A 15,309-nucleotide genomic window follows, 5' to 3' on the forward strand; every position below is an offset into this window, starting at 1 on the left:
ATGAATAGCACTATTCTCATAATCGATGATGATACAGAGCTGACCGATCTGTTAACGCAATACCTGGAACCTGAAGGATTTAATGTAGTTTGTGTGCATGATGGTGAAAATGGTGTAAAAAAAGCGCTCAATCAGGTATTTGATGCAATAATCCTTGATGTAATGCTTCCTAAACTCAATGGATTTGAAGTATTAAAAGCAGTTAGAGAACATCTTGAAACGCCCGTTCTTATGCTCACAGCACGAGGCGATGACATAGACCGTATTGTAGGATTGGAAATTGGTGCTGATGATTATTTACCCAAACCGTGTAATCCTCGAGAACTGGTCGCTCGTCTAAGAGCCATATTAAGACGAACTCAAAAAATTCCAACACCAAAGCCCGTTATAGAACAACATAATATTGTCGTTGATTGCTCCAAGCGTCACGTGACCATGGCCGGGAATTATCTTGAATTAACCAATGCAGAATTTAATATACTGGAAATGTTAATCAAATCTCCCGGACAAGCATTTTCTAAAGAAGAACTGACCGAATACGCATTGGGACGTAAATACACAGCCTATGACCGCAGTATCGATGTACACATCAGCAATTTAAGAAATAAACTGGGTGATAACCCGCAAGGGGAACCCATACTCAAAACAGTGCGAGGTTTTGGATACATGTTTAATGCGTAGTCTGTACTGGAAAATATTCATTTCGTTTTGGTTAGCTACGGTATTGATTATTTTCACCACCGCCTGGGTTACCAGTCAGATAGCCCAGAAATCCTCACAGCCTGCACGAGAAGAAATGTTTATGGACAGTTACGCTAATGCGGCTGTTGCAACATTTGAATCGGGCCAACAATCTGCCTTATTAAAATGGTTAAATCAGATTGGTCTGTCTCGTCATATGTCTATTTTTCTATTATCCAACACCGGAGATATTATAGGAACACATGCTCCACCAGAAAATGTGAAGCAGGTATCCAAAAATCTGATCGACGATAGACTTCCCAGCGATGGTATTTTTAAATCGGGAAAATTAATTGTAAGCCATGAAATTTTATCCACTTCTGGTAAATACTACAGACTTGCAGCGGTCAGCGAAAAACCCATTTCTTATTTCGTCCAAATCCCATGGGCTGGTCTCACGATTCGCCTGACTCTGGCAACAGTAATCAGTGGTCTTATATGTTATTTGCTCTCGCTTTATTTGACGCAACCACTCCGATCATTGGGCATGGCCGCCAAATCCATTGCTACTGGAAAACTAAATACTCGAGTCGGGCATTTTAGAGGGCATAATAAAGATGAAATCGCTGAACTCAGTAATGAATTCGACAGAATGGCTGAGCAATTAGAAGCGTTAATCACATCTAAAGAGCGTTTGCTGCAAGATATTTCTCACGAATTAAGATCCCCTCTGGCGCGGTTAAATATTGCCCTTGAACTTGGAAAAAAGAAAACCAATCATCTAGCCGATCAAGAGTTTAATCGTATGGAAATTGAAAGTTACCGATTAAATCAATTAATTGGCGAAATTCTCGATTTTGCTCGATTAGATAAATCAACAACCGATCTGGACGTCACTAAAGTCAATTTAGATGAACTATTAGGTGATATTATAAAAGATGCAAATTATGAATTTGAAAGAGAATCTATTCACGTATCTGTAACACATACCGCCCCTTGTGAACTGTTGATAGACAAACGCTTGATTCATAGAGCCATAGAAAACATAGTGCGCAATGCATCCCATTACTCACCACCGAATGGATTAGTTGCTATTTCAACACATTTTACCGAAGAACGGGATGCTATTTGTATAGAAATCAAGGACAATGGGCCTGGTGTTCCCGATGAACAACTCGAAACAATATTTAATCCCTTTTACCGCGTGGATGCCTCCAGAACAAAAAAAACAGGAGGTTTTGGATTGGGACTGGCAATAGCAGCTCGGGCTGTAGCTCTGCATCAAGGAACAATCACCGCAAAAAACAATCAAGACAGTGGGTTAACTGTACGGATTGTTTTGCCTTTAAATAAATAATTCATTAATTTCAAAGTGATATGAATCGTTAAACGCAACATGAAACTGGCTTTATCCTCCATACAACAGTATGATAATCTGAAATAGTGCATACTTGGAAAGTAGCTGTGACTCTAGCGAGGAAAATAAATACAGCAAGCAGTTGTTTCTTTTTGATTGGTTTTTTGATTGCTAAAAGCCAGTACCTGCCCTTTGTTCTGACGCCCATCATTCATAACATTCTCGCTCTTAGCTGCTATTTCATTGCATATACACTATGGTTTGTTTCCAGTCATTACCAAGGCAGTAATACCCCAGACAAAAGGGAATGGTATGGCTTTGCTCAATTTAAAGAACAATTTTTATATGCAGCGACTCTGGGTATTATCGCTTCATTTATCGGTATATTAGCGCTTTTTCTTCCAGCCCTCATTGTGCCATCAACCTGGCTGATTTTTTCCTGTAATGTCCTGTGGTCCGTTGGAGAATACAACAAATTAAAACACCCTTCTGATGATGATTTAAATTTTTCCTACAGCAATCAACAGGCCGACTTATCTTATGCATTAACAATGTCGGGTATAGCGTGTACTTCTGCTTTAAGTGCTACGCTGCTTTTTTTTCTCCCATCAATTACTATGCCCGTATTCATTATTTCGGCACTGATTATTGCGGGGCTTGGATTATTATCCTGTGAATGTTTGCTCAATAGTTTCTTTGGAGAACATAAAAAAACACCAACATCCAAATCAAGCTATAATCTAATGCACACCTCTTTAGAATTCGCATCCCCACAGCAAAAAATAAAATTAGATCAACCAGTCTACAGTCAGTTATTACAAAAGCCTCCACTCGTCATGGTAAAAAACGATGAAATAAATACAGCGGGTTTAACCCTTCAATCGTGTACACCAAGCCGATAATTTAGTATATTCTGCAGCCCAATACAGAGAGTGACTATGGATAATTTAGTTTCACAAATGATTCATGATGCTCATGAATCACTAAAAAACGCTTATGCGCCCTACTCAAAATACCACGTAGGATGCTGTATTTGTACGATTGATGATAAATTGTACACTGGCGTTAATGTAGAAAACGGCTCTTATGGATTAACCATTTGTGCTGAAGGATCCGCCATTTGTAATATGATAACCGCAGGAGATCGTCTGATTAAAAAAGTAGTCATCCTGTCTTCTGATAATTTATTGTGTCCACCATGCGGTGCATGCAGACAAAGAATCCATGAATTTTCTACGCCTGACACCATGATTTATTTATGCAATAAAGACTCAATACTTTGTGAGATGACGATCAACGAATTAATACCCTTAGCTTTTGATATTAAACCTTAATTGGACAATAGAATGACACAATCAGTAATGAACAAAAAACTTCCTTATTTAGCCTCAGATTGCATTCAACGATTAGCACCTGAATTCAAACCCACCATAGGAATCATTCTGGGATCAGGATTAGGTCAGTTTGCCGAAGAGCTTGATGATGCCATAGTGATTGACTACCAGGATATTCCTGGTTTTCCAAATACAACCGTTCAAGGCCATGGTGGTAAATTAATATTAGGCTATTGCGGTGGGGTTCCCGTTGCGTGTCTCCAGGGACGAGCACATACTTACGAAGGTATAGAACACTACGAAACAGTGAAAACATACGTCCGCACTCTGAAATTATTAGGATGCAGCCATTTTATTGCTACTAACGCCTCTGGTTCACTAAGAGAAGAAGTAGGCCCTGGTGAATTGATGTTAATTACCGATCATATCAATCTGCAACCCAGCAACCCACTGATAGGCCCTAATGATGAAGAATTTGGCCCAAGGTTTTATCCTCTGGATAATGCGTACGACATAGACATGCAAAAAGGATTGTTAAAGACAGCCCAAGATCATGCGATTGCTTTGAATCAAGGAGTTTATATTTCGGTGTTGGGTCCTCACTATGAAACTGCCGCAGAAATAAGGGCGTTTAAAATATTAGGCGCTGATGCGGTGGGAATGTCTACCGTTCCTGAGGTACTCGTTGCCAATCATTGTGGCATGAAAGTAGCGGTTATTGCGATGATAACCAATTACGCCACCGGTCTTGCCACCACAAGCCACAATCATCAGGCTGTGGTTGAAATGGCTTCTAATGCTGCCGTAAAACTTAATACCCTCTTAAAACATTACATTATGGGCTTATAATGTTTTTGGAAAAACAATTAAACGACATGCTAGAAGAGCTCCTGACCTCGCAGGCATCAGGAGCTGTAACTAAGGATCAACTCATTCATTGTCTGGATTTAACTCTGTTAGAGATTGATGCCACACAAGAGTCCCTAAATTTACTGCAAGACCGAGCTATAGCTCATCAAGTAGCTGCCGTTTGCGTTTTACCTAATCAATTATCCACATTTATTTTGCCAAGCTCGACTCATTTAGCAACAGTAATTAATTTCCCACACGGTACTGACGATTTGTCTGCTTCTCTTGCTGAGGTAAATCATGCAGTTACACTGGGGGCTGAGGAAATTGATTTTGTTCTACCTTACAATGATTATTTAACGGGTAACAGAAAACTCGCTTTAAATCAATGTGATGCGATTATTAAGGCGTGTCAAAAAAAAGGGATAATCATAAAAATTATTTTGGAAACAGGCGCATTTCCTGACTTGGAATCTATTTATAATGTCAGCAAAGAACTGATAGCAATGGGTGCAAATTTTATTAAAACCTCAACGGGTAAAATAGCTCAAGGAGCAACGCTCCCGGCTGTTTTTACCATTTTGAGTGCACTTAAAGAATCTCAAGGAAATGATTGCGGCATAAAAATCTCTGGTGGAGTGAAAAAAACACAACAGGCGTTAAACTTTGCTTACCTTGCAGAGTTGATGCTGAATAAGCCAATAAATAGCAACTGGTTTCGCATTGGCGCCAGCTCTCTACTCGACGAGTTATTACAAAACACGTAACTTATTTCAGGCCACATCAATACAAAATGAGGGTCGACCGGGATCCTGACGAAAAGAATCGTTTTTTTTGTTTTTGATTCAATCGCTGGATCCTTTGGAAGGCTGAAGAGCACAGCGACTGAATTTCTATCCCCTTTAAAAATCTCGAATACAACGAACCGGTTTGGATCCATTCTTATCTGAAGGACCGAAATTACCACTCGGAATATCTACACTATAAGCATTAGTAGCTGCAAACCATTGTGTTGAACTCCAGTAAGATGTAGAACTGAATGCACCGAAGGCACAAGGATAGGAGGACCCGGGGCACAGAGCGAAAATTACGGCTTGAAGCTCATTTTTTGCCGGCAAATACCAATCTGCGCTGATAGCTCTGCAACGGTAAGCAGCACAATTAGTCGTTTGATTTGTACAAGCTGAATTAACGACAATGGCATTGGTGTTACTAACGCCATCATCATCGCTCATTGCACCAGGAATGTCAGCTTTGCTGGGAAAAGTCCATTCACTGGTAAACTCAGATCCAGCATCAATCACGACCTTGCCATTAGCCCCACTTTTCTGGAACACCAACCCACCGAGATGCGAAAAAGAAATCAATGTCGTTGGACTATTACCTGTATTGCTGCCACTAATAGTAATGGTACAAGGCGCATATGGTGTTGTTGTAGTAAGTGCCAACTGACAGTTTGCTCCTGGTGCTATGCTGGTACAATTTGAAGCGTCTACAGACAAATTTGGGCAGGAGACTTTATCACTGACAGTAATATTATTAGCATTGAAAATACTGTCTGAATCGTTAGTAACCTCTAAGTTCAATGTAGTCACCCCGTCAGTCGAGACAATTCGGCTTTGCTGTACAGGTCCAGTAATGCTAATCAGTGGTTGATCTGTTACAGCAGCATATACATTAGCCGTATTGGTATTGTTACCTTTAACTGGAATTATAGTCGGACCTTCTTGAGCTGTCGAAGCAAATGTAATCGTACAGTTTGCACCAATTGAAAGGCTGCTTCCACAGGTTGTACTTTGAATACTAATGCCGCTCCCGCTGGGGATAGTCGCAATCACGTTATTTGCCGAAGCTGAGGAACTTGCCTCATTGGTGACTGTTACGGTTTTTGTTGAATTTTCAGCAATCAGTAAAATAAATGGGTTAACAGTAATTGTCACTCCAACAGTAGGGTTCGTTAAAGTAATATTTAAATTATCAGGGGCACTTGGTCTGTAACATTGATTAGGATTAGGAGTTCCATTTGAATTGGCTTCACATAAAATAGGACCTGTATGCACACCTTCTTTTAGTAACTGATTGCCAGTAACCGCAAGTATTAACGAGCAACTGCTACCAGGCTGACCGTAGGGAGTCAACCGACAAGGAAATGATTGTCCAACTCCAGTGATAGGCTGAATCACCAACCATTTTGATTTGCGGGACTGGTTTTGAACTGAGTATACAACAGTAGCAGTTTGGCTTGAATTTATCGAGACTTTCGGCGGATAGTTTGGATTTGGGGTGAAAGTCCATAAAGGATAAGCGGCGGATGCAGTTGAGATAATGCAGAAGGCACTTAATCCAACACTAAGTTTACGTATGAATTGTGTTAATTTCATTTTCATATCCCTATGAGCAGTAAGTGAGTTAAATAAAATACCGTTGGTATCAAGGTGATCAAGCCCTATGCCATTATTTAACGTTTGTTCTGCTGCATGCCCAAGTTGGCTTTTACCCCAATCGGCAAATTCATAACCAACTTCCACTTGCCAGTGTTTGTTTAGCGTTTTTTGTACACCAGCACTTAACGTATAGGTAAATGCGGTTTGAGTGTGTGATGCAAAGTTGGGGTTAACGATAGCTTCATAAATGAGCGGAGGGTTCTGAAAAGAATGAACATAATTAAACCCAAAACCCAGACTAGCACTTATCCATGGCATGAGTCAATATCCTTTATCCATTTGTATTTTACACTTCGCAGTAATATGACTGTGTTGTATTTTGTGACAATAACCATGATTAGCAAACCGTGGATCTGCGTCATCCCAGATCTGACCTGAAAGAGAGGCATTGCCAGTTGCTGCGACTGCAAAACCTAATTGAGTTTGCATTGTTGTCGACAGTTTTTTTTCACACCAATAAACAACTCTCCATTGGCTAAAGTCTTGGTTGATTGATGCGCTGCATAGGTCTTTTCTATTTTAGGCGTCAGATAAAAAGATTGGGGGTTTACTCGCCTGATATAAAACTAGTCCCACACCGAGCGTGCTCACCCATTGTCTCAGGCATGTGCAATACCGGCTTTAACTCGTTCCCGTAAAATTTCTTGCTCAAATTCAGCCAAGATTGCCAGTAAACCAGCCATAACTCTTCCCGTTGCCGAAGTTAAATCTAAACCCAATGAATTAACCGAAGATGGTCTTGAGGTTACTGAAAATATGCGAAATGTCTATACCCTATCATGGTCGGCATATAAATAGATATGATGTATTTCCGTTGAGCATGGATAGAGACAAATTGAGGGTTGAATACAAACTGAACTAAAATAGCGTATTAAACCGGCCTTTTCTTCAGAATTCTGGCCGCCCCTCAAAATAGTTTAGATAAAAAACAAGTTAATTTTTAATGTAAACTCAGCTAGAATGACCTTGATTTTTATCAATAACGATTGGAGTTTAAATTACCATGAAAACCAGCAACGTATTTAAATCCATTTTAGTCATTCTATTTGGCCTTGTATTAACAAGCTGCGCTAAAGATCTGCCTCCAGGTGATTATGATGCGAGTGAAATCGGTAAGATTAAGAAAGTAATACCGGGAACAATAATCTCCAAAAGAGCGGTCAATCTTCGCCGTCAAAATACCGACAACACCAATACATCATTCAAAAATAATGCTGAAGGAAGTTTTATAGATGGGGGATTCAATCAGACACGTGGAGTTGAATACGTGATCAAACTAAACTCAGGTTCGATTATTTCTGTAGTTCAATCTGAAGATTTAAAACTAAAAAACAAACAAAAAATTCTTGTTATTTACGGCCGACATACACGTGTAGTTGCTGATAACGGCAGTGATGTGTTTTAAAAAGATTAAAGGGTTTTGTTCCAGGCAACAAAACCCTGCTGCATGTGCTACTTTAAAAGGCCAGGCTTAGTGCCATCCACATTACTGCACCATAATAACTACTCATTAAAAAAGCTTTAAAGCAATTTTGTGGATTTCTGTTATGTATAAGCTTCATTTGCCACAACAGTATTCCAGCGCCCATCCCCCAAAACACATAAAATCCATAACTGACTCCACGTGCATAAGCCCAAAAAAACCAGAGCAAATGAAGAGAAAATAACAACAATCCTATGATCAAGCGATCATAATCAGCAAAATAGATGGCAGTCGATTTAATCCCAACTTTTAAATCATCCTCTTTGTCTGTCATTGCATACATGGTGTCATAGGCAACTATCCATGCAAAATTTATAATTAACAAAATAACTAAATCACAATTCATTGGCACGTAAGATGCGACATACGCCATGGGTATTCCCATGGAAAATGCTAACCCCAGAATGATTTGTGGTGTATTTAAAAATCGTTTACAAAAAGGATACAAAAATGTAATGACTAATGAAATCAAAGCTAAGTAAAAGCAGTCATGAGGCAAATAAATTAATACAATTAAAGAAGCAAACAACAAAAACCCCAGGATAAGAAACGCCTCGGTGAGACCTACTTCACCAGAAGTTAAGGGACGTAGTTTTGTTCGTGCAACGTGACGATCAACATTTCGGTCTGCAATATCATTAATAACACATCCCGCTGAGCGCATTAAAAGTGTACCCATAAAAAATAAAACAAGTAACCTGAGTTCCGGAATCCCGTGATTAGCTACCCACAAAGCCCATGCGGTGGGATACCACAAAAGTAAAATTCCTACCGGTTTATCAAGACGAGTCAGTCTGTAGAAGGCGCTCCAATTTATCATGGAATATTCTCTAATGGGGGCAATAGAATTTCGAGCAAATAAAAACTATGGGATTGTTCTATACTGTATTCGGCTAATCGAACCCACAAAGTACCGTTTACTGAATGAACATATTTTTTTACCCACTGATATTCAATGCACTCGGAATTTACAGGATAACAATACCGATTAATTCTTTGCACACGCGGCTCATCAAAGATTAAATTTCGGATTGATTCATTATTCAGTCTGTTAAAAAATGCTTCATTGGCATGATAACAGTGTTGAGGAATAATCGTTCGAGCATACCAATACTCAATACCGTTATTTTTCATCACTATTTCTCTAACAAACACCCAACTATCGTGAATTTGCAGGACATATTTAGTCCACCAATCAGCCAAAATCCAGTTCTGAAAAAGAAGTTCCAATTGCGCTGAGCCCGTGGAGGAAATAAGCTTGGCCGTTAGTGATTCTTCATATTCCAACCACTCTTTAAGCGTCAAAGGCATTATGGAATAATCCGTATATAGAGGTTGATTATTGATGTACATAGAAACTTATTCGAATGAACTCATCCATTGAATGGTACAAAAATAACGAAATAAGAACAAGTAATTTCCATAATCAACGCTCAATTATCTGGTTTTAATACATGTCTCAATAACTGCGATCAGGCAGAAACGCTCGATGCGGCATGAGAAGACTCCGCATGACTGCATTCAAACTCATTAACCTCTGAAAATGCCTGGCTAAAAAAACCGGAAGATGAAGGGCGAACTTTTTTTAATTCAAAACCAAAAAGTTCCGCAGGCTTTACATAGTGTAGTGCATTTTTGGCCGAAGAACTTTCATTAAAAACAAACAGCAATCTGTCCTCATCAATGCGTGCAAAATCAGTCAACGCCATCCCATTTTTTAGCAAAAAAATAAAAAATTGACATTGATCACTCATGATTTTTAACTTCATAACGGTCATACCCGGCATTTTTCGAAAAGATGCCAAAGAACAACCGTGTTTTTGAAGAATATGCTCAAATCGTAGCTCTTGATAATAAATAGGATTTATTCCTAAAGGACTATTGAGTTGATGTTCCACCTTTTTTACAGGAAAATCACTGGATAGTTTTTTTGCTATTACCAGATTAAGTTCTGGGCTGTATATTTTTTTTATGACACCATCTGTTTGCTCTGAACGATCATCATCAAGATGATACCAATCATGAATTAATTGCTGAGGAGTATTTCCTTGAAGCCCACAGTCAAGTAAGTTTTTCTCCTTTTCATCAGGAGTATAAGAACGAATAGTTAGCGCTGATATTTTGGCGCTATTTTTATGATGATACTTTAAATCGTAATGATCCTTTGAAAATTCTATCTCACATCTCCCGTTCAGGGTTTTTCCCTTACCCTGCATTGTCAAGTTTTCTGAATAGCGAAATCGTGCTTTGGGAGCTGGTGGAGGATTATGGTTTATCCCCATGATTTGATCTAAAGTTACAAGCTTTAACACGCCGTATAAATCAGTCTCTGCCAGTAAATCAGGGTTCATGTTTTTTATTTGCTGCAAAGTAGCTCCGTGTTGCATTAATACATTGAATTTATGTTCATATTTTACAAGCAACGCTATTCTACTCTCGCTAAAATGATATTCATCTCGTAACATCTTTACTGTAACATGATGCGCTGCAAGGCAACCAACAAAACGTACTTCATCAAAATAACAAGAATATTCTTTAAACAGTTTCTTATTGCCCAAAATACTTGTTGCATAATGAAATAATTTGAAACTCTCTGCAAGGGAACCGCTGGAAGTAAATACAAAGGCAAGTTGTTTGTCTGTGGCGTATTTAATAATCATCCCTGGAGCTGTTTTCATATGCCAATCATGGACTAGCGTTTCATCTTCTCCCTGATTTGCTTCTTGATAAAGAGATAATGATTTTAGTTTTTTAAGTTTATAAAATGAAAATACGGCATTTAAAATTGTTCCATCCTTTTTAACTATTTTAATTTTGATGCGTTTATCCTTTTGCACCACATCATCATCAAACTCATACCTATCGATATCAGTAACTACTTCATCATCATCCATCATGTTAAAAATCCCTTTAACTCAGCCAAAGCGTACATGATACATCAACTTGTGGGTACTCGACAGGGCAAGCGCATCTAAATTATGAACATAAATCTCCACCCTTTTGCCTACGTCCTGCGTTTTATACGCAGGATCCATGCGATCTTAGTACAGGCAAAGATCTGGATTCTGCGCATAAAGCGCAGAACGTAGGCGTCTTGGTCTTAGATAATACGTATAGATGCGTTTACCCTGGGGTACTCGATAATATTTTGACATATTTTGCAAAAGGTAAATTAAACATCACAGCGTACCACTTTTTACTATGCTCAGAATGAGGACATTCCTTTACAGACCCAGCCACTAGGGTATTTATTGGAGATTTCATTTCGCTTTCAATCGAGATGTTCAACTCGTACTCTGCCTAATCGGTTGACAATAAGCTTGATTTTTTCTGAGGTACGAATATTGGATAAAGTAAACGTCCCATTGCTTATTCCGTGAGCGGTATCAGGAGCTAAAATTATTTTATGAGTTGAATTAACGCCTATCCAATCGACAGTCCAATAATGATAATTCCATTGCCACTGGTACAGGACTTCTTCCTTAGTCGTATTTTTATTAAATTGAGTCAGAACAATCCCTTTGGACCAGCCTGAGGAAGCGTCCAGGGGGGCAAGAGAAACAGAATGTCCAAGATTTATGGCCTGGATCTTGGCATATTGAATAATCGATTTAATTTGGTCTGTTAATGTTTGTTGTTCATTTTTACTGATCAGTTGACTTGACGTGCCAAAACTGATTAACGCTAATCCAACCATCACTATCAAAATAATAGAGAGCTCGATTAAAGTAAAACCCTTAATTTTCATAAGATAAATCAGCTAGTTAACTAATAACTTGATGGAATTCAGTACTTTTAAAATCTCTCGCTTTTCCAATGGATTAGAAATTAATTGTTCTGGTGATGGAGCAAATAAAAAAGGACATTTTAGCATCATTGTATCAACTAATGCACTGGATTCTATACCCAAGCTTAATACTGCTTTTGGGGAGTCATTTTTTACAAAAGAACTGTGCTGCAGGTTTTCTGTAATGAATACGTCAGAATCACCCAGGTTAAGGTAGGCAATCATTTTATTTAACAGGATTTCTGCTTTTTTGCTTAGTTGCGGCTGTTTCATAATAATGACTAAAGGAATGTTCTGATGTTTGATTTCAGCAGAATCAGACGTAACAGGAGCTATGATTTCATTATTTATCCAGGGAGTAATACCCAGTTGATTTAAATAATAAAGATTCAGAGTACTGTACATTTGGATTTTTTATATTAAAAAAACGAGTATATATTGAAAACAAGGAAGAGTCAGCATCTAATTCTTAAAATCTTCGTACACGTCATTCCCTACCCTGCATTGTGAAAAACTTACAAACCTAAATTTGGTCCTTCTTTCTCTTCTATACTCCCATCACTAAAATCGTTGTGAAAAACACCATTTTTAATGGTTTGCAAGGGCTCAGCTTTATTCTTTAAATCATCCAGTAATAAACCAACTTCATTATATTGCTTATTTTTGAGTAACTTGAATACTCTTAACGTTTGAGGGAAGGATAAGTCCCATTGCTCATAATATTCAGTTTTCATGAGAGCCTCCGGATAATATGGAATGGTACTTATTTCCTGCAAAACCTGAATTACGCCTTGTTGTGGATCATCTTGTAAGTCTTTTATCAAATTAATAATAAGATGAAGAATTATGTGTGTTTTACCTTTAATTTTTTCAAAATGCTCAAGGCAAGCTAAAGGATTATGTATAGCCAATGAATGCTGAGCCTTGTCTAAAATTACTTTATCGGCCTTTGAAAGCACCATTTTGCTCGATAAATTAACGAAAACGGGAAATAGAGCATGAAAAATATCATGATGACCGATTCTGGCCTCTATAAATGTGTTTTTAGAAACGGCATTACCAAAAAAGGTTGGCGATCCTGTTTCAGCGTGATCAGCATTATCAATGCGCAAAGACATCTCGCCGTTTGCACTGCGATTATCTGCAACTGGTTTGCCTTGTAATGTGCCGGAGCCGAAGTATAAAGCTCTTAACTCAAGGGATTGCCGCATCAGCCTTGTTCGATTGGGCAATGTAGATTCAGAGATGAGATTATTCACGCAATCAAACCATTTTTTATCACCTCTATAGCAACAATATGACAAGAGGTCAGCTAACGAACTAAATGAAGAATACATCAACTCCTGATTGTTAACCTTGGAACCAGGTTTAACCCCATATCGAATCTTGAGATAGTTTTGAGTTGCTTCATAACCTCTCTGAATCATTTTCAATTGATTTTCTGGTGTTACACTGAATCCCGAAATGGGGATATCATCAACATTAGGAACTATGGCCTGATGTGCATATTGTCTTAATTTAAGCCTATCCTTTACCCATCCGCTGGCCGGATCGCTTACCCCGCTTAAAAAACTGTAAACTCGGTTTAAAACCACATTTTCCCTGTACACTTTTTGCTTAATTCTATCTATTGCAACTCGCTCTGTACCATTATCAAACTGAACGGCAAGTAATTTCAGGTTATTACCGTATTCAGATTCAAGCAGCGTTGAATGATCATCAGAAAAAACATCCGTTGGAAAGTTATTTAAAACCCCACCATCGCTATGTGCTTCACCATCAATGAGCTCGGCTTTATATACAACTGGTAACTTTGCAGAAACCTCTATAGATTTGGTAAACTCCATATCCGGTGTGCGGGCAAGTGAAAAATAGGTTGTTTTTCCTTGTTTTTTATTGGTTGCTGTAACCGTAATTTCCTCACCCAAACCACAATCAGGATATTGTTTTCGCAGATTATCTAATGTTCTGAATGTGATTACGCCCTGAGGATAGGGAATGTTATACTTGGCGACAATTTCTTTTAGTTTATTAACAAGGGCAAAATCCAATACAGCTTTAAGCGAATCAGAATCGGATAATCCCTCAAAATCGATATCGTAACGTACTATATGCTCATGCTTTAAATGACTAAAAAGATCAGCAATTTCATCTGCTTTGTAACCTAGATAGCACAACATGGCCATAATTGCCCCAGCTGAACTCCCGGCAAAGCGCTTTGGAATAATATTTGCTCTGTTTAAGGCTTTCCATACGCCTATATGCGCAAAAATTTTCGCTCCTCCTCCGCAAAAAACCAGATTTTCAATGTCAGGCTTTTTTTCTCTAACGATAATTTCTTTAGTTGCCGAGCGCTGGAAAATTTTAATAGTATTCGTTTCATATAATAAAGACAGATTATTATCGGGAACACACTTTTGAGTGCGTACCGTGCGTTCCTTGGTAAACAAGAGTTTGACCCATTTCCATAATCGCATATACCAGGCTTCATGCGCATTCAGGTTATGCGTTTTTCTATAGGAACTCATATCTTCAAAGCGCATCTGAGGTTCTAAAACATCTATGGCCTGAGGATGAGGTTGCTTGCATATCTTTTCTGGCCTGATGTTGATAAATTGCTCTTGTACCAGTTGTTCTACTATCTGGTTGGTAATGATAACCCGTTTCGTATTCCCAAGCGGCTCTTCCTGGAGATCATTGGGATCTTTGTATTTTTCGCCTGTTAGCGGAACAAGAAACTGATTAAAGCCAATTAAAATACCCTTTTCACCGTGAGTTATTTCAATCCCGGTTAATTGATAATTCAAAGAAAATTCAAAATCATTTATTTTCCAATAATCTGATTGATTATTATTGAACCAGTTACTGAGCGTATTGCGCCAGCTGGAGCGCTCTTCTGCAGTGTAGCCTCTATATTCGTTAACATTCACGCTACTGAAATTAATTTGTTCTTTCTTAGCTTGATGAGGTATGAGCAACCATTGATGAAAACGTTCTTTATTTTCTTCACTAAGTCGCGAGAAATCGAAAATTATCCGTTCGTTGTCAAAAAGATAATTACCCAAGACTATTTTTTTGTCCGGTGCCAGGCCATTAATTCTTAACCTGCCAAGATACGCAGTAAGGATTATTTTTTTTAAAAGATCTAAATTTTTAGGATATTTTATGTCAGATTTCAGCAGCTGACTTATTATATGTTGTGGAGTCATCACGTCATCCTTAAGTCTGGAAATCCGTTTAAGACAACTGGAGCAACGCTGGTTTTTAGTAACGATTTAACAGCATTCATCATAACAATTATCATATCTTCTCAAGGATTAAAATAGAACACACAGAATTCACTTGTATTTATACTAGTAAATGATACCATGTGA

At 38.4% G+C, this 15,309-nt stretch carries 15 protein-coding genes; 7 read left to right on the plus strand and 8 right to left on the minus strand.

The features are described 5' to 3' along the window. From cpxR to deoC, 6 genes are all read left to right on the plus strand, one after another. Nucleotides 1–681 carry a two-component system response regulator CpxR gene (cpxR, locus tag Lwor_RS10920; RefSeq protein ID WP_058493906.1) on the plus strand — a complete coding sequence of 227 codons (681 nt, stop codon included), beginning with the start codon at nucleotides 1–3 and terminating at the stop codon, nucleotides 679–681. Next, nucleotides 674–2,038, plus strand: coding sequence for a two-component system sensor histidine kinase CpxA (gene cpxA, locus Lwor_RS10925; protein ID WP_058493907.1), 1,365 nt, complete (start codon nucleotides 674–676; stop codon nucleotides 2,036–2,038). The genes cpxR and cpxA overlap by 8 nt, the downstream gene beginning before the upstream one ends. Before the next feature lie 107 nt (nucleotides 2,039–2,145). Then, entirely contained in the window at nucleotides 2,146–2,940 is a 795-nt protein-coding gene (locus Lwor_RS10930) for a hypothetical protein (RefSeq protein ID WP_058493908.1), read from the plus strand. A 36-nt stretch (nucleotides 2,941–2,976) separates the two neighbouring features. Continuing rightward, nucleotides 2,977–3,372: a cytidine deaminase gene (cdd, locus tag Lwor_RS10935; protein ID WP_058493909.1), complete on the plus strand. Its 396-nt coding sequence runs from the start codon at nucleotides 2,977–2,979 to the stop codon at nucleotides 3,370–3,372. A 12-nt stretch (nucleotides 3,373–3,384) separates the two neighbouring features. Then, complete coding sequence (locus Lwor_RS10940) at nucleotides 3,385–4,221, plus strand: purine-nucleoside phosphorylase (protein WP_058493910.1); 837 nt, start codon at nucleotides 3,385–3,387, stop codon at nucleotides 4,219–4,221. Continuing rightward, entirely contained in the window at nucleotides 4,221–4,988 is a 768-nt protein-coding gene (deoC, locus tag Lwor_RS10945) for a deoxyribose-phosphate aldolase (protein WP_058493911.1), read from the plus strand. Before Lwor_RS10940 ends, deoC begins: the two co-directional genes overlap by 1 nt. Before the next feature lie 135 nt (nucleotides 4,989–5,123). Here the strand turns inward: deoC and Lwor_RS14150 are convergent, their stop codons facing one another. Together Lwor_RS14150 and Lwor_RS13575 are read right to left on the minus strand one after the other, a co-directional pair. Then, complete coding sequence (locus tag Lwor_RS14150) at nucleotides 5,124–6,923, minus strand: Lcl domain-containing protein (RefSeq protein WP_058493912.1); 1,800 nt, start codon at nucleotides 6,921–6,923, stop codon at nucleotides 5,124–5,126. 341 nt (nucleotides 6,924–7,264) lie between these two features. Beyond that, complete coding sequence (locus Lwor_RS13575) at nucleotides 7,265–7,384, minus strand: recombinase family protein (RefSeq protein WP_238584659.1); 120 nt, start codon at nucleotides 7,382–7,384, stop codon at nucleotides 7,265–7,267. A gap of 284 nt (nucleotides 7,385–7,668) precedes the next feature. On the opposite strand from Lwor_RS13575, the gene Lwor_RS10955 reads away from it, so the two are divergent. Then, nucleotides 7,669–8,070 (plus strand): hypothetical protein, encoded by a 402-nt coding sequence (locus tag Lwor_RS10955; RefSeq protein WP_058493913.1) that lies wholly within the window; start codon nucleotides 7,669–7,671, stop codon nucleotides 8,068–8,070. 52 nt (nucleotides 8,071–8,122) lie between these two features. Here the strand turns inward: Lwor_RS10955 and ubiA are convergent, their stop codons facing one another. The 6 genes from ubiA to vpdC all read right to left on the minus strand — a co-directional run bounded on the left by ubiA (nucleotide 8,123) and on the right by vpdC (nucleotide 15,144). After that, the gene (ubiA, locus tag Lwor_RS10960; protein ID WP_058493914.1) at nucleotides 8,123–8,968 is read right to left on the minus strand and encodes a 4-hydroxybenzoate octaprenyltransferase; all 846 of its coding nucleotides are present in this window, start codon (nucleotides 8,966–8,968) and stop codon (nucleotides 8,123–8,125) included. Further along, the gene (locus tag Lwor_RS10965) at nucleotides 8,965–9,501 is read right to left on the minus strand and encodes a chorismate--pyruvate lyase family protein (protein ID WP_058493915.1); all 537 of its coding nucleotides are present in this window, start codon (nucleotides 9,499–9,501) and stop codon (nucleotides 8,965–8,967) included. The genes ubiA and Lwor_RS10965 overlap by 4 nt, the downstream gene beginning before the upstream one ends. A 119-nt stretch (nucleotides 9,502–9,620) precedes the next feature. Next, nucleotides 9,621–11,045, minus strand: coding sequence for a hypothetical protein (locus tag Lwor_RS10970; RefSeq protein WP_058493916.1), 1,425 nt, complete (start codon nucleotides 11,043–11,045; stop codon nucleotides 9,621–9,623). A gap of 374 nt (nucleotides 11,046–11,419) precedes the next feature. Then, the gene (locus Lwor_RS10975; RefSeq protein WP_058493917.1) at nucleotides 11,420–11,896 is read right to left on the minus strand and encodes a GspH/FimT family pseudopilin; all 477 of its coding nucleotides are present in this window, start codon (nucleotides 11,894–11,896) and stop codon (nucleotides 11,420–11,422) included. Nucleotides 11,897–11,908: 12 nt separating this feature from the next. Continuing rightward, nucleotides 11,909–12,340, minus strand: a complete 432-nt coding sequence (locus tag Lwor_RS10980) for a DNA polymerase III subunit psi (RefSeq protein ID WP_058493918.1) — start codon at nucleotides 12,338–12,340, stop codon at nucleotides 11,909–11,911. Nucleotides 12,341–12,450: 110 nt separating this feature from the next. Then, nucleotides 12,451–15,144, minus strand: coding sequence for a Dot/Icm T4SS effector VpdC (vpdC, locus tag Lwor_RS10985; protein WP_058493919.1), 2,694 nt, complete (start codon nucleotides 15,142–15,144; stop codon nucleotides 12,451–12,453). Nucleotides 15,145–15,309 lie beyond the last annotated feature (165 nt).

It is taken from the genome of Legionella worsleiensis (assembly GCF_001467535.1).
Taxonomy (GTDB): Bacteria; Pseudomonadota; Gammaproteobacteria; order Legionellales; family Legionellaceae; genus Legionella; species Legionella worsleiensis.

Excerpts from the sequence above, each read along its gene's own strand:
- deoC (WP_058493911.1), top strand. The coding sequence starts at position 4,221 with ATGTTTTTGGAAAAACAATTAAACGACATGCTAGAAGAGCTCCTGACC.
- Lwor_RS10965 (WP_058493915.1), bottom strand. The coding sequence starts at position 9,501 with ATGTACATCAATAATCAACCTCTATATACGGATTATTCCATAATGCCT.
- cpxA (WP_058493907.1), top strand. The coding sequence starts at position 674 with ATGCGTAGTCTGTACTGGAAAATATTCATTTCGTTTTGGTTAGCTACG.
- Lwor_RS10955 (WP_058493913.1), top strand. The coding sequence starts at position 7,669 with ATGAAAACCAGCAACGTATTTAAATCCATTTTAGTCATTCTATTTGGC.
- cpxR (WP_058493906.1), top strand. The coding sequence starts at position 1 with ATGAATAGCACTATTCTCATAATCGATGATGATACAGAGCTGACCGAT.
- Lwor_RS14150 (WP_058493912.1), bottom strand. The coding sequence starts at position 6,923 with ATGCCATGGATAAGTGCTAGTCTGGGTTTTGGGTTTAATTATGTTCAT.
- cdd (WP_058493909.1), top strand. The coding sequence starts at position 2,977 with ATGGATAATTTAGTTTCACAAATGATTCATGATGCTCATGAATCACTA.
- vpdC (WP_058493919.1), bottom strand. The coding sequence starts at position 15,144 with ATGACTCCACAACATATAATAAGTCAGCTGCTGAAATCTGACATAAAA.
- Lwor_RS10970 (WP_058493916.1), bottom strand. The coding sequence starts at position 11,045 with ATGATGGATGATGATGAAGTAGTTACTGATATCGATAGGTATGAGTTT.
- Lwor_RS10940 (WP_058493910.1), top strand. The coding sequence starts at position 3,385 with ATGACACAATCAGTAATGAACAAAAAACTTCCTTATTTAGCCTCAGAT.
- ubiA (WP_058493914.1), bottom strand. The coding sequence starts at position 8,968 with ATGATAAATTGGAGCGCCTTCTACAGACTGACTCGTCTTGATAAACCG.
- Lwor_RS10980 (WP_058493918.1), bottom strand. The coding sequence starts at position 12,340 with ATGTACAGTACTCTGAATCTTTATTATTTAAATCAACTGGGTATTACT.
- Lwor_RS10975 (WP_058493917.1), bottom strand. The coding sequence starts at position 11,896 with ATGAAAATTAAGGGTTTTACTTTAATCGAGCTCTCTATTATTTTGATA.